This is a genomic window from uncultured Roseibium sp. (assembly GCF_963675095.2).
GTDB lineage: Bacteria > Pseudomonadota > Alphaproteobacteria > Rhizobiales > Stappiaceae > Roseibium.
Genome location: NZ_CAXXSJ010000072.1, coordinates 82,684 through 108,342 on the forward strand (window position 1 = coordinate 82,684; position 25,659 = coordinate 108,342).

Annotated in this window: 21 protein-coding genes; 8 read left to right on the forward strand and 13 right to left on the reverse strand. The window is 60.6% G+C overall.

From position 1 onward, the window contains the following. Positions 1-51 precede the first annotated feature (51 nt). The 9 genes from ABIN98_RS28790 to ABIN98_RS28830 all read right to left on the reverse strand — a co-directional run bounded on the left by ABIN98_RS28790 (position 52) and on the right by ABIN98_RS28830 (position 8,080). Positions 52-618: a YgjV family protein gene (locus ABIN98_RS28790; protein ID WP_346915708.1), complete on the reverse strand. Its 567-nt coding sequence runs from the start codon at positions 616-618 to the stop codon at positions 52-54. Next, entirely contained in the window at positions 615-890 is a 276-nt protein-coding gene (locus tag ABIN98_RS28795) for a hypothetical protein (protein WP_346915710.1), read from the reverse strand. Before ABIN98_RS28795 ends, ABIN98_RS28790 begins: the two co-directional genes overlap by 4 nt. A 550-nt stretch (positions 891-1,440) precedes the next feature. After that, a complete protein-coding gene (dctP, locus tag ABIN98_RS28800) occupies positions 1,441-2,460 on the reverse strand; it encodes a TRAP transporter substrate-binding protein DctP (protein ID WP_346915712.1) in 1,020 nt (339 codons plus the stop codon). Positions 2,461-2,493: 33 nt separating this feature from the next. Beyond that, the gene (locus tag ABIN98_RS28805; RefSeq protein WP_346915714.1) at positions 2,494-3,780 is read right to left on the reverse strand and encodes a TRAP transporter large permease; all 1,287 of its coding nucleotides are present in this window, start codon (positions 3,778-3,780) and stop codon (positions 2,494-2,496) included. Then, on the reverse strand, positions 3,777-4,367 hold the full coding sequence (locus ABIN98_RS28810; RefSeq protein ID WP_346915716.1) for a TRAP transporter small permease subunit: 591 nt from the start codon (positions 4,365-4,367) through the stop codon (positions 3,777-3,779). The genes ABIN98_RS28805 and ABIN98_RS28810 overlap by 4 nt, the downstream gene beginning before the upstream one ends. Before the next feature lie 12 nt (positions 4,368-4,379). Further along, a complete protein-coding gene (locus ABIN98_RS28815) occupies positions 4,380-5,237 on the reverse strand; it encodes a CoA ester lyase (protein ID WP_346915717.1) in 858 nt (285 codons plus the stop codon). Further along, the gene (locus ABIN98_RS28820; protein WP_346915719.1) at positions 5,237-5,695 is read right to left on the reverse strand and encodes a MaoC family dehydratase; all 459 of its coding nucleotides are present in this window, start codon (positions 5,693-5,695) and stop codon (positions 5,237-5,239) included. The genes ABIN98_RS28815 and ABIN98_RS28820 overlap by 1 nt, the downstream gene beginning before the upstream one ends. Positions 5,696-5,706: 11 nt before the next feature. Beyond that, positions 5,707-6,873: an acyl-CoA dehydrogenase family protein gene (locus tag ABIN98_RS28825; protein WP_346915721.1), complete on the reverse strand. Its 1,167-nt coding sequence runs from the start codon at positions 6,871-6,873 to the stop codon at positions 5,707-5,709. 4 nt (positions 6,874-6,877) lie between these two features. Next, on the reverse strand, positions 6,878-8,080 hold the full coding sequence (locus tag ABIN98_RS28830) for a CoA transferase (protein WP_346915723.1): 1,203 nt from the start codon (positions 8,078-8,080) through the stop codon (positions 6,878-6,880). Positions 8,081-8,225: 145 nt separating this feature from the next. Between ABIN98_RS28830 and ABIN98_RS28835 the strand changes: the two genes are divergently transcribed. Together ABIN98_RS28835 and ABIN98_RS28840 are read left to right on the forward strand one after the other, a co-directional pair. Beyond that, on the forward strand, positions 8,226-8,960 hold the full coding sequence (locus tag ABIN98_RS28835) for an IclR family transcriptional regulator (protein ID WP_346915725.1): 735 nt from the start codon (positions 8,226-8,228) through the stop codon (positions 8,958-8,960). Between the two features lie 232 nt (positions 8,961-9,192). Then, positions 9,193-9,969, forward strand: coding sequence for an IclR family transcriptional regulator (locus ABIN98_RS28840; protein ID WP_346915727.1), 777 nt, complete (start codon positions 9,193-9,195; stop codon positions 9,967-9,969). A 196-nt stretch (positions 9,970-10,165) separates the two neighbouring features. On the opposite strand, the gene ABIN98_RS28845 is transcribed toward ABIN98_RS28840, so the two are convergent. After that, positions 10,166-15,547 (reverse strand): peptidoglycan-binding domain-containing protein, encoded by a 5,382-nt coding sequence (locus ABIN98_RS28845; protein ID WP_346915729.1) that lies wholly within the window; start codon positions 15,545-15,547, stop codon positions 10,166-10,168. A 404-nt stretch (positions 15,548-15,951) separates the two neighbouring features. Between ABIN98_RS28845 and ABIN98_RS28850 the strand changes: the two genes are divergently transcribed. Next, positions 15,952-16,410 carry an IclR family transcriptional regulator C-terminal domain-containing protein gene (locus tag ABIN98_RS28850; protein ID WP_346915731.1) on the forward strand — a complete coding sequence of 153 codons (459 nt, stop codon included), beginning with the start codon at positions 15,952-15,954 and terminating at the stop codon, positions 16,408-16,410. Here the strand turns inward: ABIN98_RS28850 and ABIN98_RS28855 are convergent. From ABIN98_RS28855 to ABIN98_RS28865, 3 genes are all read right to left on the reverse strand, one after another. Beyond that, positions 16,382-17,935 carry an AMP-binding protein gene (locus ABIN98_RS28855; protein ID WP_346915733.1) on the reverse strand — a complete coding sequence of 518 codons (1,554 nt, stop codon included), beginning with the start codon at positions 17,933-17,935 and terminating at the stop codon, positions 16,382-16,384. The two genes, ABIN98_RS28850 and ABIN98_RS28855, sit on opposite strands and share 29 nt — an antisense overlap. Next, a complete protein-coding gene (locus ABIN98_RS28860; RefSeq protein ID WP_346915735.1) occupies positions 17,932-19,083 on the reverse strand; it encodes an acyl-CoA dehydrogenase family protein in 1,152 nt (383 codons plus the stop codon). The genes ABIN98_RS28855 and ABIN98_RS28860 overlap by 4 nt, the downstream gene beginning before the upstream one ends. A gap of 113 nt (positions 19,084-19,196) precedes the next feature. Beyond that, positions 19,197-19,748 carry a LuxR C-terminal-related transcriptional regulator gene (locus ABIN98_RS28865; protein ID WP_346915737.1) on the reverse strand — a complete coding sequence of 184 codons (552 nt, stop codon included), beginning with the start codon at positions 19,746-19,748 and terminating at the stop codon, positions 19,197-19,199. 185 nt (positions 19,749-19,933) lie between these two features. On the opposite strand from ABIN98_RS28865, the gene ABIN98_RS28870 reads away from it, so the two are divergent. The 5 genes from ABIN98_RS28870 (at position 19,934) to ABIN98_RS28890 (ending at position 25,486) form a co-directional block, all read left to right on the forward strand. After that, a complete protein-coding gene (locus tag ABIN98_RS28870; protein ID WP_346915739.1) occupies positions 19,934-21,463 on the forward strand; it encodes an AMP-binding protein in 1,530 nt (509 codons plus the stop codon). Between the two features lie 157 nt (positions 21,464-21,620). Continuing rightward, positions 21,621-22,643 (forward strand): TRAP transporter substrate-binding protein DctP, encoded by a 1,023-nt coding sequence (gene dctP / locus ABIN98_RS28875; protein WP_346915741.1) that lies wholly within the window; start codon positions 21,621-21,623, stop codon positions 22,641-22,643. Next, positions 22,643-23,149 carry a TRAP transporter small permease subunit gene (locus ABIN98_RS28880; RefSeq protein ID WP_346915743.1) on the forward strand — a complete coding sequence of 169 codons (507 nt, stop codon included), beginning with the start codon at positions 22,643-22,645 and terminating at the stop codon, positions 23,147-23,149. The genes dctP (ABIN98_RS28875) and ABIN98_RS28880 overlap by 1 nt, the downstream gene beginning before the upstream one ends. Continuing rightward, positions 23,146-24,432, forward strand: coding sequence for a TRAP transporter large permease subunit (locus ABIN98_RS28885; protein WP_346915745.1), 1,287 nt, complete (start codon positions 23,146-23,148; stop codon positions 24,430-24,432). The genes ABIN98_RS28880 and ABIN98_RS28885 overlap by 4 nt, the downstream gene beginning before the upstream one ends. 190 nt (positions 24,433-24,622) lie before the next feature. Continuing rightward, complete coding sequence (locus ABIN98_RS28890) at positions 24,623-25,486, forward strand: glycosyltransferase family 2 protein (RefSeq protein WP_346915747.1); 864 nt, start codon at positions 24,623-24,625, stop codon at positions 25,484-25,486. Positions 25,487-25,659 lie beyond the last annotated feature (173 nt).

Sequence of the window (25,659 nt, forward strand, 5' to 3'; positions counted from 1 at the left end):
CGGCCGGCCGGCCTGCGATTGTGCTGGGCGCGGCCGCCGTTTCGATGCGGATCAGACCGCAGGCTGGTTGACAGCCATCATGGCAGGGCGCCATTCGATCCGAATACGGACCAGAAGCGATGCCAGGGCGACGCTGCCCAGGGCAAAGGCGCCGATATCAGCGGCGAGCGCAATCCACGCCTCGGCCAGGAAATCATGCAGGATCCAGAGGGACCCGCCGGCGAGCAGAAGGACGCGAAGCCGAATCTGATCGGATTGCATCCGGCCGAAAGCGATCAGAACCATTGCAATCATGCTCAGCGCGGAGATCGGTCCCTGCCAGAAGGCGAGGCAGACGAGGATCATCTGGACGATGAGGCCGTAGCCGAGCCAGGTCATCGTGGAGTTGCGGGTCGAAAATAGGGCGGCACCCGTCTGCAACAGGCCGAGCATGTTGACCGCCGCCGCCACGGTGACGCCCAGAAAGCTGTAGTGGGCGGCGAAGCAGGCGCCGGCGGCGAGCTGGGTCAGCAGGATCGTCCGGCGTGTGCGGAAGGCCGGCGCGGCTGTGAGCAGCACAACCGCGCCAATCCCGGACAGTAGGACCGACGCATCCTGCGTCAGCAAGAACGCGGTCATGCCTGTTTCCTCCATGCGTGCGGATTGTGCACCCACCCGTGACGGCCGTCCCGGCTCAGGGCGACGTCTTTCAGCAGCTCCGGGGAAAGCTCGAGCAGCTCCGCCTCGGCGCGCCTCCGTTTCATGGACTTGCGCAGGTCGTTGTACCCCGAAGCCAGGAGACTGATTGCTTTGAGGGTGGCGTCGACTGCAATCCGTGTAATCGGATGCTCTGCGCCCGTGCGGTTAGCGGGCTGGACGAAGTTGGAATTTCTGATGGTCTCGATATGCATGACTTTTTCCTTTGGTCGTGGGGTCAGACCGCTGGAGGCAGGCCGCAAAAGGCCGTTCGCATGTCCGGGGGGACTTGCGGTGTCTCAAGTGATCAGACGTGTTTGCGCTAGATTTGTTCGGCTTCCACCGCACCGCCATGAACGGACTGTCCGGTCAGACGGATGCCTGGTTTCGCCTGCTAGCGGATCGTTCGACGAAGCACTGCGCTTCTCCTGTTGGTTGTTGACTTCGACGGGCTTTGCGCCGCCGATGACCAATACCTAATGCGGAAAAGGGCGAGGGACCTGTGACGCGCGACACTGCGCGATCCGGAGGCAAGAAAAGGGGAGTTATTGCATCAGGAACCAGTGAAATCGGGCCTTGCCGATTTCACGCGGAACGTGAAGGTGGCGGACAGTCTGAACCTGTCGGCCTGACGTTCCAGGCCCGGCTCTGCGGCTGCTCGGAGAAAGAGAAGAATTCACAAGAAGAACGGGCACGGAGCACCCTGTCGATCGACAGGGCGTCCCGTGCCCGAAACAGGATCGGATCTTTGCCGGTCAACCGGCGTTATTTGCTATCCAGGCCTGCCCGGAAAGCGTTGAGGGTTTCGGTGCCGGGTTTGCCGCGGCCATCCAGATCAGAGGCCCAGTTGTCGCCCACGCCGCCCAGGACCGCGTTCAGCTTCGCCATGTCCCCGTCCGGGAACGTGATGAATTTCACACCGCCGTCCGCGATCTTCTGCTTGTCATCCGCAAGCTTTTTGTCGGCGGTTTCGCAACCGTTCTTCGTGGCGGCTTCACCGGCCTCGGTCAGTGCCTTTTGAACATCTTCCGGCAGGCTGTCGAACTTCGACTGGCTGATCATGAAGATGGCCACGAAGGAACCGAAGTTGGCGCCGTCCGTTGCCGTCTTCAAAAGCGGAGCAAGGTCGTAGGGCAGGATCGAGCTGTGCGGAAAGGCGATCGCGTCGACCGTGCCGCGGGACAGGGCTTCCCGGGTTTCAGGTGCGGACATGGAGACCGTCACTGCGCCGAGTTCGGTCAGCGCAATCTGCTTTGCGCCGCCGGTGGCGCGGACCTTGAGACCCTTCAGGTCGTCGACGCCTTTCAACTCGGTCGCCGAGAAGACCTGGTAGGGCGGCAAGACGAGGGCTGCCAGTGCGCGCACGCCTTCCGGCGCGTATTCGGTCTTGTCGAGAAGGCCGCCGGGCTTTGCGATATTCCAGAAGGCCATCGTGCCTTCACACGACGTTTTGAAAGCCCCGGGCACTTCGGCAACGGTGCTGAGCGGCAGCTTGTCGGAGACGTAGGACGCGCCGACGTAGGTGACATCGGCGACCCCGCTCTGCGCCAGGGACAGCATGTCCTTGGCCTTGCCGAGCTGCTGGGCGGGGAAATACTCGAAGGCAACCTTGCCGCCGGTCAGTTCCCCGGTCTTATCCATAAGCGGTATCAAGACGCTTTCCGCGATGAAGTGTCCGACGGGCAGGCTGCTTGCAGCCCGCAGAGAGACTTCCTGCGCTGTTACGGTTCCTGCACTGACGCTCAGCATCAGGGCGGCCAACAGACCTTTCTTACTGATCTTCATTTTCTATTCCTCCTCCATTTTGAAGTTGTTGGACTACCTCATGGTCGATGGCAGCCATAAGGTGATGGCGGGGAAAGCCGCCAGGATCGCGATTGCGATAAGATGCGCCCAGACATGCGGGATCACCCCGCTGAAGAGTTCGCCCAACGGTCGTCGCGTGTATCGGGCGACCACGAAGACGTTCATGCCCAGGGGCGGCGTGACCATGCCCACCTCCGCCGTCACCACGATCAGGACGCCGAACCACACCGGGTCGAACTGCAGCTGCAGAATGAGCGGCAGTGTCACGGGAACCGTCAGGATCAGGATGGCGATCTGATCCATGAAGAAACCGAGCACCAGGTATCCGAGCAGGATCACCACCAGGATCATCCAGCGCGACATTTCGAGCCCTTCCACCCAGGCCGTCATGTCGTTGGTGACCCGTGTCAGCGTGAAGAAATACCCGAAGATATGCGCGCCCAGGATGATGAACAGGATCATGCAGGTCGTCTGCGCGGCTGAACGCATCGCCCGCCAGGCTTTCGTCAGCGTGAGCTGACGTTCCCAGGCGGCAATCAGCATCGCGGCAAAGGCGCCGATGCCGGATGCCTCGGTAGGCGTGGCGATGCCGGAGTAGATCGTGCCGGTCACGGCGGTAAAAAGCAGCACCACCGGCCACACTCTCTTGAGCGAGGCGAATTTCTCCGCAAACCCATAGGAACGGCCCGCGGGAGCCGCGTCCGGATCGCGCCAGACGAGGAAGACAATCGTCAGCATGATGGTCGCCGTGACCAGAAGGCCCGGCAACACGCCGCCCATCAGAAGCTGGCCGATCGGAATATCGGCGATGATGCCGTAAAGAATGAGCGCGATCGAAGGCGGGATCAGCATGGCCAGCGTGCCCGAGATCGCCACCACGCCGCAGGCCAGCTTGGGCTCGTAGCCTTCCTTCAGCATTGCGGGAATAGAGGTCGAGGCCAGTGTTGCCGCAGCTGCCGTGGAAGATCCGGAAATCGCTCCGAAGCCGGCGCCGGCAAGCACCGTCGCCATCGCCACACCGCCGCGCACCCGGCCGACCCAGATCGTGGCGGCGCGGAACAGGTCATTGGCGACGCCGGAGATGATCACGAACTCGGCCATCAGAATGAACATCGGGATCGTGATGATCTCGTAGCCGTTGGCCGTGGAGAGCGCCGTGGTTTTCAGGATCCCCTGTAGGATCGGCCAGCCGCCGAAGAGGTAGAGCCCCACCGCGCCCGATACGCCCATGGCCAGCGCCACCGGCAGACCGGCGACGAGCATCGCCACAAGCACGAGAAGTGCGATCGTCACGGTCATTCCGCTCTCCAGGCTGTGTTGTCTTCGGTGATCGGCGGCGGCGGCACTTCGACCAGGTCTCTTCCGGTGATGGCTGATGCCAGATGGAAGACAGCGCGGTAGCCGCAGCGCAGGAACAAAACGGCCATTCCGACGGTCAAGACGGCATGTGCGATCCAGGTTGGCCAGGGAATGACCGAGGCGATCCGCTGATCTGCGAGAAAGGCGGTTTCCGCCTGCTGGAATTCCAGCCATGTGATGGCCGCGATCAGAGCGGAGGAGACGCCGTATCCGAGGGACTGCAACGTATGCCGCAGTTTTGCGGGCATCATCGGGGCGAAGACGTCGAGCGCGATATGGCCGTGATGATGCATCGTGTCGGGCAGGGCGAGGAAGAAGACGGCGCTGACGAGATAAAGGCCGATGAGGTCATAGGACCAGGCCAGCGGCGCCGCGAAGGCATAACGCATCAGAACGTCGACCACGACGATGCACATGATCGCGGCCATCGCCAGCGTCGAAAGGGCGACCAGGCCGGTTTCGACGCGCGCCAGCCATCTGGAAAATCCATTGGCCGCCGGTCCTCCCGTCAATGTTCCTCCTCCCATTCTCCAGCCTCCTCAGGTCTGTTTGTCTGCCGCGGTCATGATCGCCCGCGCGGCGCGCTCATGAGGCTTGTCGACCATCTTGCCGTCGATGCGGACGACGCCCGCGTCCGGATTGGCGGCGAAGGCGTCGAGCACCTTCCGCGCCCAGGCGACTTCGTCTTCCGTCGGAGTGAAGGCCGTGTTGACCGGAGCCACGTGTTTGGGATGGATCACCGCCTTGGCGCCGAAACCGTCGCGCCTTGCGGCCTTGGCTTCCGTTTCCACGATCGACAGGTCGTCGAGGGTCGCGCAGATGGAATCCACCGCCACGACGCCGGCCGCTGCGGCACCGGCCAGACAGAGGTTGCGCGCAAGCCGGAAGGGCTCGTGATAGACGGCATTCTCAGCGTTTTCCCGCGCGCCGAGCGATGCGGCCAGATCTTCCGCGCCCCACATCATGCCCCACAGCCTGGGATCGACACCCCGGTACTGGCCGAGCGTGAACAGCGAAGCGGCCGTCTCGGTGACAATGGCAAGGATCTTCGTCTCGCCGAGATCATGGGTTGCCTCGAACGCCGCAAGATAATGCGCGAGCTTGCGCAGATCGTCCGGTCCCTCGCATTTCGGCAGGACGATGCCATCCGGCGCATGCGGCATCACGGCGGCAAGATCCTGCAGGGTGAGGCCGGTATCGAGCGCATTGACCCGGACGAAGCGCGCTTGGGCGCCGCGTGGCGCCTGCAGCATCTCCGCTACCGTTTGCCGGGCGGCCTCCTTGGCGCTGGCGGCGACGGAATCCTCAAGGTCCAGGATCAGCGCATCGGCGTCACCAGCGGACGCCTTGTCGAACTTGCGCTGGCTGTCGCCGGGAACGAAGAGAAAACTGCGCATCACGCGGCCGTCCCGCGCTTGCGCATGAGACCCACGCGCCGGCACTGGGCGACCAGAACGTCGTTCTGGTTGAAGCAGCGGTGCTCGAACTCCACGAGACCGGCTTCCGGCCGCGACTTGCTCTCGCGCACCGACACGATCGTGGTCTCTGACCGCAGCGTATCGCCGTGGAAGACCGGATTGGGAAAGCGGACCTCGGTCATGCCCAGGTTTCCGATCGTGGTGCCCAGGGTGGTGTCCTGGACGGTGACGCCCACCATGATCGCCAGCGTGAACATGGAATTGAAAAGCCGCTGTCCCCATTCCGTCTTTTCGGAAAACGCGGCATCGATATGCAGCGGCTGCGGGTTCATCGACATCAGGCTGAACATCGTGTTGTCCGCCTCCGTCACGGTACGGGTGATTTCGTGACGGAAGTGACGGCCGACCTCGAAATCCTCAAAGTAAAGTCCGGGCATGGAATGGGCTCTCAATATGATTTCGGAAGGTCCAGCACTTTCTCCGCGATGAAGCAGAGGGCGAGCTGGGGCGAAACGGGGGCGATGCGCGGAATCAGGCTTTCCCGCAAATAGCGTTCCACGTGATATTCCTTGGCGTATCCGAAGCCGCCATGGGTCATCACGGCGGTCTGGCAGGCGTTGTAGCCGGCCTCCCCGGCGAGGTACTTCGCCATGTTTGCCGAAGCCCCGCAGGGCAGACCGTTGTCGTATTCCCAGGCGGCCTTCATCGTCAGCAGCCATGCCGCTTCCAGTTCCGCCTGGCAGATGGCGAGCGGATGCTGGATGGACTGGTTTTTCCCGATCGGTCGGTTGAAGACGACGCGCTCGCGTGCGTAATCCGCCGCACGCCGCAAGGCGGCAAATCCCAGTCCGACGGCTTCGGCGGCGATCAGGACCCGTTCCGGGTTCATGCCGTGCAGAATGTATTTGAAGCCCTGGCCTTCTTCGCCGATCCGGTCTGCTTCGGGGATTTCGAAGTCCTCGAAGAAGAGCTCGTTCGAATCCACGGCCTTGCGGCCCATCTTTTCGATCTCCGCCACCTTGATCCGGTCCCGGTCGAAGCGGGTGTAGAACAGCGACAGCCCTTCGGTCGGCTTCGATACCTCTTCCAGTGGAGTGGTCCGGGCAAGAAGCAAGAGATGGTCGGCCACCTGTGCGGTGGAGATCCAGACCTTCTGGCCGTTGACGACGTATTTGTCGCCCCGCTTTTCAGCCCGGAGCTTGAGCTGGGTGGTGTTGAGGCCGGTGTTGGGCTCGGTCACGGCGAAGCAGGCCTTGGCACGGCCTTCCGCCATCGGCCGGATCATCCGTTCCTTCTGCTCTTCGGTGCCGAACACCGCGACCGGGTTGAGCCCGAAGATATTGATGTGCACGGCCGAACATCCCGACAGGCCGGCGCCGGATTCGGAGATCGTGCGCATCATGAGGGCTGCCTCGGTGATGCCGAGCCCGGCTCCGCCCTGTGCTTCGGCCGTGCAGATCCCGAGCCAGCCTTCGGCGGCAAAGGCATCGTAGAAATCATGCGGGAAGCCGCCCTTGCGGTCTTTCTCCAGCCAATAGGCATCGTCGAAACGGGAACAGATCCGCTCGATCGCGTTTTGAATAGCCCTCTGCTCTTCGGTCAGCGCGAAGTCCATTCGCTCAGTCTCCTTCTACGGCGCACAAGGCGCCCGATTGTCGTAATTCCTGGATTTCGGCGGCGGAGAAGCCCGCCTCGGACAAAATCTCCTCGCCATGTTCGCCGAGTGCGGGCGCCAGACGGCTGGGCCGGGCCTTGCTACGGGAAAATTGCGCAGGGATGGCCATGGACCGGATCGGTCCCTCCTGCGGGTGCTCCACCATCTCGAAGAAGTTGGTCGCGACCAGGTGCGGGTCTTCCAGCACGGACTCGTAGGAATGCATCGGCAATGCAGGGACATCGGCCTCGTCGAAGATGTCGAGCCATTCCGCTGTCGTGCGCGTCAGCATGATCTGCCCGAGCTCGGCATAGACTTCGTCGATATGCTTCATGCGGGCTGCGAACGTGGCCATGCGCGGATCGGCTGCCGGCATATCCGGCCGGCCGATGGCGCGGAAAAAACGCTGCCAGTGGCCGTCGTTGTAGACCAGCGCACAGACATAGCCGTCCTTGGTCTGATACGGCCTGCGGTCCGGGGAGAGGTGGCGGGCATAACCGCCCTTGTCGAGCGGCGGATCGAAGGTCAGCCCGCCGAGGTGATCGCCGAGCACCATGGTGATCATGGTCTCGTACATGGGCACTTCGATTTTCTGGCCCTGCCCGGAACGGTCCCGTTCGACCACCGCCGCCAGGATTGCGTTGACGGCGGCCAGCCCGACAATCCGGTCGGCGATCGCGGACGGCACATAAGACGGCCGCTGGCCCGCACGGATGAAGCTGTAGGCCAGGCACGAGCCTCCCTGGATCAGGTCGTCGTAGGCCGGCCGTTCGGCAAAGGGGCCTCTCTGGTCGAAGCCGACGAGAGAGGCGTAGATCAACCCCGGATTGGCCGTGGCCACTTCTTCATAGGAGAGCCCGAGCCGTGCCAGGGCGCGCGGCCGGACATTGGAAATCAGGACGTCCGCCTTTTCCGCCAGCTTTAGAAGCGCATCACGCCCGGACGGCTTCTTCAGGTCGAGAGCGATGCTGCGCTTGGAGCGGTTGGTGTTGAGGAAGAGCGGTCCCATGCCGTCGTGGCGCGCCGGGCCGATCTGACGCACGACATCGCCTTCCGGCGACTCGACCTTGATCACATCGGCACCGAAATCGCCGAGGATCTGGGTCGCGTACGGCCCCATCAGTACGGACGTCAAATCAAGAATGCGAAGGCCCGCCAGCGGTCCCATTCGCTCTCCTCTCTATTTTGTTCTTATATATGGACAAATACGTCACTATTTGAAACAATGCTAAACGCTAAACGAATCTGAAGTCAATCACCGACTGAAGCCGGAGCCTGTCATTCGGGGTTCGGGGCCGTAAAAGGAAGCGCGTATGACCGTCCGCCAGATCGAGAACATGTTGGGTTTGCTTGAGTTTTTTGCGGAGCGAAGGGAACCGGCGACCCTTGCGGATGTGGTCCGGCATTTCGGTTGGCCGCGCTCCAGCGCGTTCAACATCCTGACGACGCTGGTTGAAAACGGGTATCTCTACGAACCGCGGGCACGGGGCGGCTTTTATCCGTCGCCGAAATGGATGCAGGTCATCTCGGCGATTTCCGAAGCCGAACCGCTTCCGGAATCCCTGGCACGCGTACTTCGCCGGCTGGCGGAAGAAACGGGCGAAACGGTCTGGGTTTCGGCGCCGAGCGGCGTCTTCGCGGTCTTTCTGGATGTCGTGGAATCCTTCCAGGCCATCCGCTACGCCGCCAAGCCCGGCAAACGGGTCCCGATCCATATCACGGCCTCCGGCCAGGCATTGCTTACCCAGATGCCCCCGCGCGACATTGAGGTCATTCTCAACAAGGTCACCTTTGACGATTCCGGACCGAATGCCCCCAAGAGCGTGGAGGAAGTCCTGCAACGGATCGACGAAGGGCGCGCACGTGGATGGTTTCATTCCGCCTCGAACTATTCCACCGACCTCGGTGGGGTATCTGTTCCCGTGACCGTGAGCGGCCGGCCGTTTTCGGTGACGGTTGCCGGACCGCTGTCGCGTGTGCAGGGCAAGGAGTTGAAACACGCGACCATGATCCAGCAGGCATTGGCAGAGGAAACTGATCAGAACTAAAGCGGTTTCCGGAAAGCGAAGAACCGGGAAAGGCAGGATCGGGCACAATGCCAGTCGGCAGGGATCTGCGGCGCCCATTGCAGCCCCATTGCAGCCAAGTGTTCCCGGTCATAGGATCCCGCAGCGTGATTCTCGGCAGGCTCCGCGCGGACATTTTCCCGCTGCGGACGGATCGACACGGGCTTATGTTGCGTGAAACGACGGGTTTGGAACAGGTGGCGAAGGGGGGGCGATGAACAGCGAAAGTCAGGAGAAGATCGTCAAGCAGGCGGCGCAGGTCGTTGAGCTTCTCGAATTCTTTGCCAACTTCGGCAGGCCCGCGACATTGGCCGAGGTGTCACGCCATCTCGGGTGGCCGCGTTCGAGCACATACAATCTTCTGATGACGCTGGCGAGGCTCGGATATCTCTACGAGCCTGCATTGAAGGGCGGCTTCTTTCCATCGACCCGCTGGGCCAGCATGGTGGAGAAGATCCGTTTGGCGGAGCCGCCGTCGGAAGCCATGCAGAACCTGCTCGCCCATGTGTCGCAAATCACCGGGGAGACGGCCGTGATCGGGGTGATCAGCGGCACGCAGGCCCTGTTCTACCAGGTTCACGAGTCGACCAGCCTGGTCCGGTTTACCGCCGCGGTCGGGCAGACCGTACCGCTTTTCGCCACGGTTCTCGGCCGGGCGCTTCTGGCGCAACTGACAAAGGCGCAACGGGAGAACGTGCTGCGCAAGACCAAGTTCACCCAGTTCACGCCGAAGACGCTGATGAGCCTCGAGGACATCGAGGCGGACATCAGCGCGTCTCTCGAGCGGGGCTGGTTTCAGGGCAGCGAAGGCTATTCGGAAAACCTGGCCGGCATCGCCGTTCCATTGGCGATGCCGCCCTACAGTTACGCGTTGCTCGTTTCCGGTCCGACCGAACGGATGAAAGACCGGATGAGCGAGATCGGCGCCACGTTGCGTGACGCCGTCGAGGAGTACCTTAGAACGACCCCGCAGCTTCCTGACCGGCACTGACCGGCTTGCCGCGATCGACGGACTTTACGCCAAGGTCGACACAGGCGGCCCGGATATCCAGCAGATCTGTGCGGGAAACGCTCCGAGAGGAGGTCGACTCATGACCTGCGTCCGGCAGAACATGACGTCAAGTGATCGAGGCCTGACGAAATGACGAGGGGGCTAAGCCCCCCGCCCGGGAAACCGAGAGCCGCCTTCAGAATTTGATCTTGAGGTCCTCGCTCTTTTTGGCACCTTCACTTGTCGGCATATGCCCCTGCCGCACCATCTGTTCGCTCTGAGTCAGATGATCCAGATAGCTCTTCCGGTCATAGAGCCGGAACACCAGGCGGTCCCAGTCTCTGTTTTCCTGGGTGTCGAAAGTGATCGTGAGACCGGGGCCGCATTTGGCCTTGTACTCAAGCGATCTGGTTTCGTTGTTGGTCGGCACCGGTGGATTGCCGCCACCACCGCGGAAGGTGCTGTTCTTGTACGGCCAGGGGTCTGACTGATCTTCGGTTGTCCAGACGTTTTTATTCTGGCGCGCGCCGATGAAGGCGGTGCAGGTAATGCCTGACGCCAGATTGTCGCCCCATGACAATGTTCCGTTGTCCTGGAAAGCCGCCGGACCGTATTTCTTGCGCGCGGCTGAAAAGACCTGGGAGATGCTGACCTTGCCTTTTTCGAAAGCCACTTGCCGGACGGCTCCGAGGACCACTTTCGAGGCGGACGGCGGCTGGTCGAAGATAATGATGAGTTCCTTGCGGTCCCTGGACTCATAGGCAAGACCGGAGGTGTAGGGGGTGATCTGGTTGGTGACTTCGAAACTGTCCCAACCGCCATTGGCGGTGATCACCCGTCCGACATCCATGTGGTCGCGGATGATACGGTCGGCTTCGGAAAACGACATGCCGAGCTGGAGGCCGACGATGTCCTGTCCGTAGGCTTGTGTCGGTGTCTCGACCTTTTCCTGCGCAACCGGTGTCAAAAGCGCCTGGTCCGCTGCCGGTGAGGCTACCGCCAATGGAAATGCAATCGTAGTCTTGTGCGTTTCCCGGTCATAGAGCGTCGCGGATTGCACTTCGAGCGTGAAGAAATTCATGTCGACGACTTCCGGCGTTTCGTTGAAATCGCCGCTTCTGCCGTCTCTGATTTTCTGCGCAACGAGGAACCGGTTTGCGTCTGTGATTGCCATTTCCTTTGGTGACAGCTTGGCCCGGTTGCTTCGCTCGATGCCGGTGACTTTCACGGTCAGCAGGACATCATGGGACTTTCCCTTTGTTCCGGCCGCAATTTGGTCCGTGAAGGCGGCGTATTTGTCGAATATGTAGGCATCATCGAGCGCGAAGACCTTCTTGCCCCAATAGGCCTCCTTCAGAAGCTTCTGGGCAGCGAGGCAATAGTCGTCACGACCGTCCGAATATCGGCCGCATTCGACCCGGATGCCAACGGTGCCGTGCCGGCCGGGATTTCCCGCGCCCGTAGTTGCCACTCGGTTCCGCCGGATATCCACGGGCAGGCTCTCCGTCCGGCCGATGTAGGCGACGTTGCTCGGTTTGGTGAATGCCGAGCGGATGTAGGCACAGGCATTTTCCACCGTCTTCTGCTTGTTCGCGGGCGTACCGGTCTGCCCTTTCATGACCCGTACTTCCGTTTCGCAACTCATCAATCCGGTGTTGACCAGGTTGGGGTTGGCGAAGGTTGTTCCGAATCCACGGGTCTCGTTGCCCGGCATATAGGCCGTATTGGTCAGGATCCTTATCGTTTCGGGCAGGTTCGCCGCCCGTGCTTCGGACCATTTCCGGAACGAGGGGAGCAGGGCCTGAATGGCCTGATCGTCGGGCCTGGGCTGGCCGATTTCAAAGAAACGTCCCCAGACCGGTTTTTCGTTGATGTTCCGGTGCCTGTTTTCATAATCCCAGCGCGCGAGCAGCATGCGGACGAAGTCCGGATCGGTGACAGTCTCGGGAAGGTGATGAAGAACCAGGAGGTCGCTCGTTTCGGCGTCCAGGAACAGCGACTGCGGCACGTCGACATTTTGCGCCTGGCTGCTTTTCGCGGCATCCGCCGGTCCGTTGTTGTCATAGTCGAAGCGTATCGGCGTTCCCCGGTCCAGAAGCGCGATCCGTTTCAGGGACACGTTGAGGATGACCGCCCTGCCGCTGCGGATGTTCTTCTGATTTTCCAGAACCGTCGGGGAACCCTCCAGGGTGAGCACGACATGGCCGCGCAATTCGCCGTCATAGTGTTCTTCGGCGAAGGGCCTCGGGTCTCCCGACCTGTCTGTGGCAGGCTCTTTCAGCCGGCCTTGAAGCGGCAGGGGCAGATTGGTGTCGGACTTGTCCAGCTTGAGGGAAAAGAACACCGGCGCATCACTATGCCTTTCCTTGCCGCGCAGGCTCGAAGCGGGCAGGACGATACGTCCAGGTTCTGCAAAGGCATTGCCGCTGTAGTTTGTGTTCGACCCGATGCCGCCAAAGCGCATTGAAGCCAGGTTGAGCCCTCTGGCGACGAGGTCGACCGGACGGGCCGGTTCAATGAACTTGCCACCATCGTTCCCCTGACGCACCCAGACCGACAGCGGCAGGATGATTTCCCTGCTCAGCCCCGCCTTTTTACGGCCTTCCAGGAACGAAAGGTATTTTTGCAGGTCATCCGAATTCGGCGTGCGGGTTCCATCGACCACTTCCGGCCGAAGGATCCGGCTGACCATATTGCCGTCGAGCCCGTAGGATTCGAGATCGGCTTTCTCGATTTCTATTCGGCCCTGCATCATCGTTTCCGCAACGCCTTGCGCCTCGAGGAAATCGGGAAAGGCGTTTGAGATAGCGGCAACAAGGTACTCCGGCTCGTAAAGCGTTGCCGGACCCTTCTGTCCGGTTTCCACCGCGGCGGCGATTTCCGCATCCTCCAGCTTGTCCGGAATGACCCGGTGGATGACCTCCTGGAATTCATCGTCCATCGCAAAATCGATGCGGGAGACGTTCTGGGAGAACAGGACGGCGGTCCTGCGCTCGGTACTGTCTTCGGGAGCATAGGCGACGGAATTGAGCTTGCCGAAAATACCGACCTGGATCTTGCGATATTGATCGCCGCGCCGTGCTGCAAGTTCGTCCACGAAGCGTTTGGCGGCTTGCGGGTCCATGGGAAGGGAGATCGGGAATTCCTTGACGTCGGTGTCGATCTTCGCCGACAGACCATAGGAATCTTTTGCAAACTCACGGATCTTGCTTGTTGCGGGATTGGATTGTGCGGCGTTTCCTGCCCCCCGGATGGCTTCGATCGGGAAGCTTTTCGAAGCAAAGTCGTATTCGCCCAACGTGACATTGTAGATCTGGACCGCGGCAAGCGGCATCCGGGCCGAAGCGACGGACGTTTTTTGTGCCAATACCCTTCGGACTTCGGCCATCGCCGATGGCCGGGTGAACTCGTCCAGCTTTCGATTCACGAGGTCCTGGGAATGTCGCATTACCGCGGTGGACAAGGCCCAGATATTCCGATTTCTAGACCGGACGTTTTGATAGTCGTTCTGATACAGGAACAGCTTGAAAGGCAGGCCAAGATTCTGCTCGATCCCGATCCTTTCCGCCTCTGTCAACAGAACATGCGCGTAAAGCACCGCCAGCTCGTCGTTCTTTTCGATGATTTCCGGAACGGCGAGGGGAAGGTTCGCGAGCATCCAGGACGCCCAGGCACGATAGTCATCCGGTGTCCCTTCGCCGTTTTCATCGAACGCGGCATGGCCGTCGATCAGCCTGAAACGGGCGTCAGGATAGAGCTCGTTCCGGACCGGTTCCGGGCTGGAATTCAGGCGCAGGCCCGCGCGCAGGTCTTCCGGCCGCGCGCCTTGCGCGGTCGGGTTGGCGTCTGGTGCAGGGCCGGCTTTCGGCGCGAAGGAATTTACCTTTGAAACCTGCGGCCCGGGCACTTCCGCCGGTGCCTCCGCGACGGCCGTCTTTGCCTTCGCCAAAGCTTCCAGAACGGCGAATTGCTGTGGCGGAAATTCATTGATGGCTTCGAGCCCATAGGCCTTCTGAAAGGCTTTGACGGCCATGATGGTCGCCACGTCGATTGCGCCGTCGACAGGACCCGGATCGAAACCCAGTGTCTGCAGATATTGTTCCGTGACCAGCCAGTGTTGTTTCAGGTCATCATTGATGCCTTGTGCCGCGGCAGTCGTCGCAGGAGCTGTGCCGGAGGCAATCGTTTCTGCCGGACCTGCCGTGGTGGCAACTTGGTCCGGCGCCGCGTCGGGGCCGTAGTAGCAAAGACCGTCGTCTGCGGGAACGGTTCGCTCAGCGAGAATTCGCCATTTCGTTCCCTCGACCAGCATGTCCTTTTCTGCGCAGGTTTCGCTGTCCCAGCTTTCTTTCCAACGGACCTTGAGAAGGCGGCTGTCGGGAGAGAAGAGCAGGTCCATCTGATACTGCTCTTCACCGCCATAGGGAAAGTCAAAGACCTCTCCCGTGCGGAGATCGACCACATATCCGAACCGGCAATTCGTTCCGCATCCGACGGTGACAAATGAATAGTGTCCGGCAAAGTTCACGCCTGCGCTGACCCCTTCCCGGATTCTCGTCCGGTAGGATCTGAACGCGCGATCCCGTCCGTTGAAGTCCGGGAATTGTGCAGCCGTCTTCAATGTGTCGGCCGGCGGGTAATCGGCAAACTTTTGACCCGGGGCAGGGGTGGCCGGTTGGCTTGACACAACACCGGCGGCAACAGGGTTTTGCCGCCATTCAAAATTGTTGCCGGTCCAGTAGACGGCCCCGTCACTGTTTTCACGGCCGCGCGCATGGATAGCTGGAATGTCTCCCTCTCCCACGATGACATTGCGCCCGAGGAATTGGGCCTTGAGTTTTAACAGCCGGCCTTCTCGAACATAGAGATTAACCGAACAGGCCTGCGTTCCGCACTCAAGGCTGGAGGCCTTGGGACCGTTGCAGCTGATGCCGCTGTGATCGATGATCAGATCGTCGTTGCCGTCGCCGGTCAGATCGCGCTGGATCAGTCCGTCCGGGCTGATCGTTCCGCCCCTTCCCTGGCAGGCAAGACTGATCTGTTGGTCCCTCAGATAGGCCGCTGCGTTGGACAGAGGTTGGGGAGCTGCGAAGAAGCGGGGCTGCGCTGGCGAGACGGCAGCACTGTCAGGCTGAAGCGCCGAACCGATAACGGTCTGCCGCTGCCGGGCAAGCATAAAGCCGTTGCCATCGCGATTGGTGCATGTCAGCCCCTGTGTCGAGGAATGGCAGTTAAACCCGCCGAAATTCCCGGTCACCCCATAGGCGGCCGTTTCGAAGCCGTTCTTTGAGCGGTCGGTCGTCTGGCACAGGATCCCGACGGGACCGCGCTCCCGCATCGAGAATGTATGCCCCCAGTCTGAATTGCAGCCGATCGGGCGCGGCAAGGCCAGCGGCCCGGATCGGTCGATAATGGTACAGGTGATATCGGACTGGACACCGGCTTCCTGCTCTACGGTGCACTGGATGTTTTTCGAGGGCGTCTCGAAGGTCCAGACATCGGCAAGAGCGGATGTGCCAGGTGCGCCTGATGCGCAAAGGAATGCGGCAACAGTGAATGACTTCCTGTAAAAGCCCATAAGAAACTCCTTTAAAAATACGCTTGCGAATAAAGCGGATCAGCCCGCACTGCGTCAAACGCAGCCGTTTGTTAGCGTTAAGGCCGATGTCAGCAGATCTGCTTTCGGCAAGTTCATTTCTATTCCTTCGAATTAAGCCGCATGATTTCAATATATGACACGGCCTGTATCGATGATGTGATAACGGTCACAAATTGACATGCGTCAAAACTTGAAAGAATTTTTGAGTTCTTTCTATGGGAAATGTGTAACGGTGGGCAGAATACTTAATTGAAGCAGATATTCTAGCTTGGGACGCAGCCATCACCTTGCTAAAAAATCCTGCGTCGCGTTCTCCGGGCGCATTTTCACCGATTTCGCAGGCTCGCAACATTGGCCGAGGTGCCCCGCCATCTTGGGTGGCCGTGGTCGGGGTGATCAGCGGCACGCAGGCCCTGTTCTACCAGGTTCACGAGTCGACCAGCCTTGTCCGGTTTACCGCTTCGGTGGGGCAGACCGTGCCGCTTTTCGCCACCGTTCTCGGCCGGGCGCTGCTGGCTCAATTGACAAAGGCGCAACGGGAAAACGTGCTGCGCAAGACGAAGTTCACCCGGTTCACGCCGAAGACGCTGATGAGCCTTGAGGACATCGAGGCGGACATCAGCGCGTCTCTCGAGCGGGGTTGGTTTCAGGGCAGCGAAGGCTACTCGGAAAACCTGGCCGGCATCGCCGTTCCATTGGCGATGCCGCCCTACAGTTACGCATTGCTCGTTTCCGGTCCGACCGAACGGATGAAAGACCGGATGAGCGAGATCGGCGCCACGCTGCGTGACGCCGTCGAGGAGTACCTCGGATCTACCCCGCAGCTTCCTGACCGGCACTGACCGGCTTGCCGCGATCGATGGATTTCGCGCCAAGGTCGATCACCGGCGGCTCGATCGTCTTGATCAGCTCGCGCCGGACCTTTTCGTTTGCCGTCTTCGGAATGCTGTCGACGAATTCCAGATAACGCGGCAGCATGTAACGCGGGAAACGCTCGGAGAGGTAGGCGATGATATCCTCCGGGCTAATGTCATCCTTGCGCACGACGACGGCCTTGATCTCCTCGTCCATGACCGGATCGGGCACGCCTGCGATGGCGCAATCGGCAATGCCGTCCATCTGGATCAGGCTCGATTCAATCTCGATGGGCGAGATGTTTTCGCCGCCCCGCCGGATCAGTTCCTTGATGCGCCCGTGGTAATAGAGAAAGCCGTCCTCGTCGTAGGAACCGAGGTCGCCGCTGTGAAACCAGAGGTTCGAACAGGATTCGACCATCTTGTCCGGCTTGTTCCAGTAGCCCGACAGGACCGCGTTCGGGACCCTCGGCCGGCCGATGATTTCGCCGTTCACGCCGGGCGGGACGGGCTCGTCGTGTTCGTTCACCACGATCAGCTCGATATCGTCGCGAACCTTGCCGCAGGACCCGAACCGGCGCACCGTGCGGGAATTGCAGCTGGTCCAGCCGCCGAGCTCGGTCATCCCGTAGGCTTCGTAGACCATGATGCCGAACCGGTCCTCGACCACCTTCCAGACCTCGCGCGGCGCGCCGCCGCCGAAGCAGAAACGCATCTTGTGGTTCTTCTGGTCGCCCCGGTGCCGGTTCACCAGGATCGACAGGATCGTGCCCACGAAGGTGCATCCCGTCGCGCCGAACCGTTCGGCGTCCTCGAAAAAGGCGCTGGCCGAAAACCTGGGACGCAGAACCATGGTCGCCCCGGAAACGAGACACGACATCGTTCCCATCATCTGGGGGTTCACATGGAACATCGGCAGGACGACCATCACGTTGTCGTCCGGCGTCAGTTCCAGCAGTCTGACCGCTTGCGCGCCCGAGCGGTAATAGGTCGCCTGGCTGTTCATCACGCCCTTCGGCAGTCCGGTGGTGCCGGAGGTGTACAGGATTGCCAGCGGCTCGGTGATGGGCAACATGGTCTCTTCGCCTGGCGCATAGGTGCGCAGCATGTCGAAGAACGCAGCCTCGCTTTCGATCGCAACCAGGGGGAGGTCCTTCTGGCGCTTGTCCAGATGCTTGTGGCTGGTATCGATCCAGGCCCGGTCGCAGATCAGGATCCGGCTTTCCGACTGATCGATCGTGTAGCGCATTCCCTCCGCGAGAAGCATGTTGTTGAGCGTGGCCGTCACGCAGCCGGCAAGGGCGGAGCCGAACCACGCGACCACATAGGCGGCGCTGTTGCCGGCGAGGATCGCGACGTGGTCTCCCTTCTGGATCCCTTTCTCCCGCAGCAGCGTAGAGAACCTGCGGGCCAGGTCGTGGACTTCGGCAAATGTGTAGCGTCCGCCGTCCGTGACCAGGAACTCCCTGTCTCCGTGTTCCCGTAAAAGCTCGCTGATCGTACGCGGTGTCATGTGTTGATCTCCCGAAGCAGGTATTTGGCAATCGTGTTTTTCATGATTTCGGACGATCCGGCGCCGATCTCGTAGGTCTTGGAATCGCGGATGTAGCGCGAGAAGGGGGTCTTGTCGGACGTGCCCCATGCGCCGCAGATCTGCATGGCCTTCAGCGATACGTCCGTGGCAACGGAGCCGGCCTTGAACTTGGCGACGCTGGTATGGCGGTCCACTTCCTCGCCGTCGTTCAACGCATCCGCCGCGCGGTAGGTCAGCAGGCGGGCGGCCTCGATCTCGGTGAACATTTCCGAGAAGTACCACTGGATGCCCTGGAAGCTCAGGACCGTGTTGTCGAAAGCGACACGGCCGCTGGCCCGGCCGAGCGCGCCGTCGAAAGCGGCCCGGGCGATGCCGACGAAGATGCCGGCGGTACAGGTGCGCGAATGGGCCATGGTCATGACCGCCTGTTTCACGCCGCGTCCTTCTTCGCCGATCATGTGGCTTGCCGGGATGCGGACATCGTTGAGCTTCATGTTCACGTGGGGGCCGTTCCGCAGGCCGAACGTGGCGGAGTGTTCGCCGATATATTTCTCGATCCCCGGCATGTCCTCCGTGACGGCAAAGACGGAGACGCCTTTTTCGGTTTCGGCCAGCAGAACGATGAGTTCGGCGTCCTCACCCGAGGTCATGAAGCTTTTCTCGCCGTTCAGCACCCAATGGTCGCCGTCACGGACCGCCTTCGTGTCGAGCGAGCGGATATCGCTGCCGTGACTGGTCTCCGTCAGGGAATAGGAAGCCGTCATGCCCCGGGCGAGGCGCGGGATGTAGAGCTCCTTCAGCTCCTGGCTACCGAACTTGTTGATCATCGTCTGCGCCTGCAGGACGGTGATGACGGAAACGGCGGCCGCGCAGCTGGTATAGCCGAGCTCTTCGAACAGGGCGATCGTTTTGCGATAGTCGCCATGCCCTCCGAATTCCGGGGCAAAGATGCTTTGCGTCAGGCCCGCCTTTGCGAAATCGCGCACCATTTGCAGCGGAAACTTGTCTTCCCGGTCGATCTCCGCGGCGATGGGGGCGACATGCGCCTGAACATGCTCACGGACCCGGTGGACATAGTCCGGGTCCGCAAGCGGTTTCCAATATCTGTCCGATGGACTCGGTTCCATTTTCTGCGACCTCCCTGATAACAGGCGACAAGGAATGCGTTCGCCCAGGATGTCGCCAAAAGACACCAGCAGAAATTATTTGTCCATACACAAGAATAAATTTCTGAGCCTGCTCAGATCGGCATGGTCGTCAGGCACCTCACCAGTTCGAGGGAATTGCGCACCCCAAAGCGGGACATCAGCCGGTTCTTGTGCACATGGACCGTGCGCGGCGAGATATCGAGACGGCGCGCGATCTCCTTTGCGGTCAGGCCCTCGACGAGCAGCATCCCGACCTGGCGCTCCCGACGGGTCAAAGCCGCAACGGGGCGCTCTCCGGAAAGATCGGAAAAGGTCCACACGGCCTGGGCGAGAGGTTGGGCCGGCGTCAGCGACTGACCGCGGACCCGGCACCAGAAAAGAATGTCGCCCTTCCGGCGCATGATGCGCTCATCGGAGAACTGCCCGTGCAGGCTCAGCTCTTTTGTCCAGTGCAGGCCGGTGGTGTCGAAGTCGTCGAGGCTTGGATAGAGAATCGCCAGGGACTGGCCTTCTAGCTCCTGGCGCTCGTATCCGAACATCTCGGCAAAACGGTAGTTGCAGCGAAGAATGATGCGCTCTTCCGTGTAGAGCAGACCGATCGGTGCATTCTCGAAAATCCGGCTTTCGAAATCCTTGCGAGTCATCCCACAGCCATGCAGTTAGGTAATAATGCCGAATAGTCTGCCTCGGGTCGGCTCCTATGATGCGGCACCAAAATGGAGGATGTCATGCAATCATGTATTGTCGCCGGGGGCCATATCAAAAACGGACACCCTGATTTCGAACAGGTCCCGACCATCCGCGTCTCATGCGTTTTGGAGCTGCAGAAATGAATCCGGCGGAATGGCTTGCGCGCACAGCGCGGAACACGCCTCAGGCGCCCGCCCTCTTTCTCGGAGCGACCCAGGTCGCCGATTACGCCGGCTTTGGGAAACGCGCGGCGGCGATCGGATCGGCTCTGAGAGCACGGGGCATTGGCCGGGGTGACCGGGTCGCGCTCTTCCTGCCCAACTCGATCGATTATCTGCCGATCCTCTATGGCATCTGGTATGCGGGCGCGGAAGTGGTGCCGATCAACGGCAAACTGCATGCGAAGGAAGCGGCCTGGATCGTCAATCATTCGAAGGCCAGACTGGTGTTTGCCAAGGACCCGCAAGCCTTGCGGGAAACCGGCGACATCGCCGACGGTCTGGACTGCATTGCCCCGCGGGGGGGCGACTTTGAAGGCCTTCTGGCGCAGCGGCCGATGGCATGGCCGGAACCGATGGCAGCCGACGATACCGCTTGGCTTTTCTACACGTCCGGAACCACCGGGCGCCCGAAGGGAGCGATGCTTACCGCGGGCAACCTGATGGCGATGTCGCTGGCTTATCTTGCCGATGTGGACGATGTCTCTGGCGATGATGCGGCCCTCTACGCCGCGCCCTTGTCCCATGGCGCGGGCCTTTACAACTTCGTGCATGTTTTGCGCGGTGCGCGCCACGTCGTACCGGAGAGCGGCGGCTTCGATCCCGGGGAAATCCTGTCACTGGCAGAAACGCTTCGGAATGTCTCCATGTTCGCGGCGCCGACGATGGTGAAGCGACTGGTCGATCACGTGCGCGCCGCCGGCGGGACTGGGGACGGGATCAAGACCATCGTTTATGGCGGCGGTCCGATGTATGTCGCCGATATCCAGGCGGCGCTGGAGGCGATGGGCCCCAAATTCGTGCAGATTTACGGTCAGGGGGAAGCGCCGATGACGATCTCCACCCTGTCGCGCGCGGATCTGGCGGCGAAGACCCATCCGAAATGGGAACAGCGTCTGTCATCGGTCGGCAGGCCGCACAGTGTCGCCGAGGTGCGGATCCTCGGCAGTGACGGAACCGAACAGCCGGTGGGCGGCATTGGCGAGATCGCCGTTCGTGGAACGCAGGTCATGAAAGGCTATCTCGACAACCCGGAGGCCAACGCCAAGTCGCTCGTAGATGGCTGGCTGATGACCGGCGATATGGGGAACGTGGATGAAGACGGGTATCTCTATCTGCATGACCGCGCCAGGGATCTCGTCATCTCCGGCGGCTCGAATATCTATCCGCGCGAGGTGGAGGAGGCGCTCCTGACCCACGCCGGCGTCAGCGAGATCGCGGTCGTCGGCACACCGGATCCTGAATGGGGTGAAATCGTCGTGGCTTTCATCGTACCCAGCGAGGGCGCGCAGCTCGATGCGGACGACCTTGATGCGGCCTGTTCCTCCATGATCGCGCGGTTCAAGAAACCCAAGCGGTATATCTTCGTCGAGGAGCTGCCCAAGAACAACTACGGTAAGGTTCTCAAGACCGAACTCCGGAAGCGGCTGGAGGCGGAACGGGCACGATGAAGCATCTCTGCCGATCAGCGCGCTGAAAAGAAAATGATCACAGGGGTAGACAAATTATCTCCACATGTGCACATTCTGGTGCTGCGGCATCCATTGACTGGAGCCCGTCCATGAATCAAGCGAGGTCGGTGGGATCGGACTCGCTAGGGAGGATTAAATGAAAAGACTCATTTTGCCGCTGCTTGCTGCCGCTTGCGCGCTGGCAACGCCTGCGATGGCTCAGGAAAAAGTGGAATGGCGCTATGTCAGCGTGGTGCCTGCGGGCCACGGTTATGCCGCGCGTATGATCGAAGCCTTCAAGGGTGTGGAGGAACGCACCGACAGCAATTTCAAGATCCGCTTCGTGACCTACGGCGAGACGCCGTTCAAGGTGAATGACGCCCTGACGATCACCCGCGACGGCCTGATCGACATGGCCGAATGGCTGCGCAACTACAATGCGTCGACCTATCCGCTGCTGGCCGGCCCGGAACTTCCGCTGCTGCCGGAGAAGCTGACGACGCCGGCCGAACTCCAGGCACAGAAGGTCGAGGCCTGGTCGAAGCCGACCATCAGCGCCTATCTCGGCAAGATCTTTGACGACTACAATGCCCAGCCGCTGATCACATGGTTCTACGACCCCTACCAGCTTTGGGTTTCGTCGGAAGTAGATAGCGTCGATGCGCTCAAGGGAATGAAGATCCGCGGTTCCACGCCCGAGCAGGCAGAGCTGCTGACCGGCATTGGCGCAAGCCCCATTAACATCCAGCCTGCCGAGCTTTACACCGCGCTCCAGCGCGGAACGGTCGACGGTACGATCACCGGACAGGGGGCCGTGACCGGTTTCAAATGGTCTGAAGTGCTGAAGACCGGTTTCCTTGCGAACGTGATGATGTCATCCTCCGGACCGATCGTGAACAAGGACCGCTTTGCGGAACTGCCGGACGACTACAAGACGGTCCTTATGGACGAACTGAACAAGGCCCAGGCCGATCTTCGGGACTTCATGCCGAAGTTCACGCAAGCCCAGCAGGATGGGCTGCGCGAGCAGGGGCTGAACCTCATCGAGCCGTCACCGGAGATGTACCAGCAGCTGCGCAACGCCGCGGTGACCGTGACCTACCCCGCCTGGGCGGAACGGGCCGGACCTGAAGGCCGCAAGATGCTCGAGGAACTGGGCGTGCAACTCGGAGGCGACTGATGCCGTCAGGCACGCAATCAGGCGCGCGGAAGATCGGGCAAGGCATGGAACGCCTTGCCCAGTCTTTGGGGGCCTTCTGCCTCGTCGCGATTTTCTTCCTGCTCCTGATCGGAGTGGTCTGCCGCATGATGCGGATTGAATTCTACTGGGGCTCCGAACTCAGCGGCATCCTGATGGCCTGGCTGACCGTGCTGTGCCTGCCCTGGCTCACCCGAAACCGGGCGCATCTTTCCACGGACATCGCCTCCGGCACTTTGCCGCCCCTGCTTCGACGGGCCTTGAGGTTTCTCGGCTACATTCTGATGTTGGGGTACCTGGGCGTGCTGATCTGGTATTGCGGGGATCTGGCCCTGAAAAACTATCATAGCGGCGCACGTGACGCGGGCATTCTGCGCCTGCCGCTGTCCATCCTGCAATTCGGTGTGGTTCTGGGACTTGCTCTGACCTTCCTGAGTCAGCTCCGTCTTCTCTTCCACGAAGGCGAAAGGCACGAACTGGAGCAATGACCGAACTCCTTTTGATGGGCCTGAGCGTCATCGTGATGCTTCTGGCCGGATTCCCGATCGCGCTGGTTCTGGGGCTTACGGGGATATTCTGGACCTGGGCCTACAGCCCGGCATATCTGCCCGGCCTCGCCCACACGGTCTACAACACGGTTTCGAGCGAAACGCTGATTGCCATCCCGCTCTTTATCCTGATGGGACAGATCGTCCAGAAGGCCCGGATCGCGGAGCGGTTTTACGAAGCGCTAGCCCGCATGCTTGTCCGGCTCCCGGGCGGACTGTTGCACGCAAACGTCCTGGCCTGCGGTATTTTTTCCGCCGTCAGCGGCAGCAGTATCGCGACCGCGTCGACCATCGCCACGGCCGCCATCCCGAGCCAGCGCCGTTTTGGCTACGACCTGCGCCTCAGCACGGGGTCGTTGGCCGCGGGCGGGACCCTGGGGATCCTGATCCCGCCGAGTATCCCGCTGATCGTCTATTGTTCGCTGGTCGAGGAATCCGTCGGCCTGACCTTCATTGCGGCCCTTGTGCCGGCACTCATGTTGTTAGCGATGTTCCACGGCTACATTCTGGTGCGTGCCGTGGCGAACCCATCCTGTGCGCCGGTGCCGGAAAAAAGTGTCGACGACGACGGCCGGATGGCGCGGTTCGTCCGGGACGTGTTGCCGCTGACCGTGATTATTCTGGTCATCCTGGGAACGATCTACAGCGGCTTGATGACCGCATCCGAAGCGGCCGCCGGTGGGGTTGCGATCTCCGTCATCGTTGCCGCCATTGCCCGCACGCTCTCACGCGAGCTGCTCTTCCGGGCAATCGTGGAATCGGCGCGGCTTTCGGCCATGATCCTGTTCGTCGTAACCGGCGCGCAACTATTTTCCTATGCGGTCTACACCTGGGGCTTCAACCAGATCATCGTGGAGCAGGTGGGCACTCTTCCGTGGCCGCCCGTTGCGATCCTCGGCGTTCTGATCCTGATCTATCTCGTGCTCGGCATGTTCGTGGATGCCATCTCACTGCTGCTGATGACCGTGCCGGTCGTCCATCCGGTGATCACGATGCTCGGATACGACCCGATCTGGTTTGGCGTGCTTCTGGTTCTCCTGCTGGAAATCGGCCTGGTAACGCCGCCCGTGGGAATGAACCTGTTCACGATCAAGGCGGTCGCAGGTGAAATACCATTGAAGGATATCACCCTGGGGTCTCTCCCCTTCGTCCTGCTACTCCTGGCGGGCGTGGTGCTGTTGATCGTCTTCCCGAAGATCGCGCTTTGGCTGCCCTTTAGCTAAAGGGGTCGATCCGCGCACCTGCTGTCGGCGACAACAGGCATCGGCACTCTGATGCTATTACCCCAAGTCGTTTGTCCTCCGGCAAAACGTCCATGGTAGACCGACGCTGTTTGCCGATGGGATGAAAAAACGCGTAGGGGATATAGCAATATGGAGGCGCGCCGGACACCGGCGCAGGAGAGGATATCCGATGGTCCTGGTCATGACCCTTCTGGTGCGGGACGAAGAAGAAATCCTTGAAGCAAACATGTGCTACCATCTGGACCAGGGAATTGATCATATCATTGTCACCGACAACCTGAGTTCGGACAGGTCACGCGAAATAATACAAAGCTTCGTAAGCCAGGGTGTTGCGACATATCTTTTTGAAGACTCAGATACCCACTCTCAATCCAGGTGGGTTACGCGCATGGCGCGCATGGCATGTGAGACATTTCATGCTGACTGGGTTGTTCATTCAGACGCGGATGAATTCTGGATGCCGGTTGGACATCAGAACCTGGCAACGTTTTTTTCGCAGTGCCAGGAATGGAATATCATCGAAGCGCGGCGCCATGATTTCGTCTGTGTGCAGGATGAAACGGCAGGGGATCTGCCACGTCCCTTCTGGGAGCGGATGACCTATCGCAAGACGGTTTCATTGAACCCCCTTGGAAACCCTTTGCCGCCCAAGGTCGCGCATCGCCCATCGGAAAAGGCGGTTGTTGCGGATGGAAATCATGCCGTTTCCGGTATCGAAAAGCCCCGCAAGTTGAAGGAAGGGTTGGAGATATTGCACTTTCCGCTTCGATCCCGCGCTCAGTACACCAACAAGATACGCGTTGGCGGAAGGGCCTTGATGAACAATGCCGAGCTTCCTTTGAACGTGGGCGCAACTTGGCGAAAGCAATATGAGGAACTCCAGAAAACGGGAAGTTTGTCCTTTCTGGAAAGCTCTATCGTGAACAGTGAAGACCTGAAGACGTTGATTTTCAGCGGGGCGGTCGTTGAAGACACCCGTCTCAAATCTGCTTTACGGGAACTGTCACCTGGCCTCACGCCGACGGGTATTTAAAAACAAGAATGCAGGCCTTTGCGCCAAACACGATTCAGCAACGGCGCTAGAGAGCGTTTTCTACCCTTCCAGAAAATGAAAAACATGGGTTACTGTGCCTGACAGTCTTTTGTAATGATTGGGCTTTCCCTAGGCGTGCAGGCCAAATCGAAGTGAATTCTTTAAGTATGCCC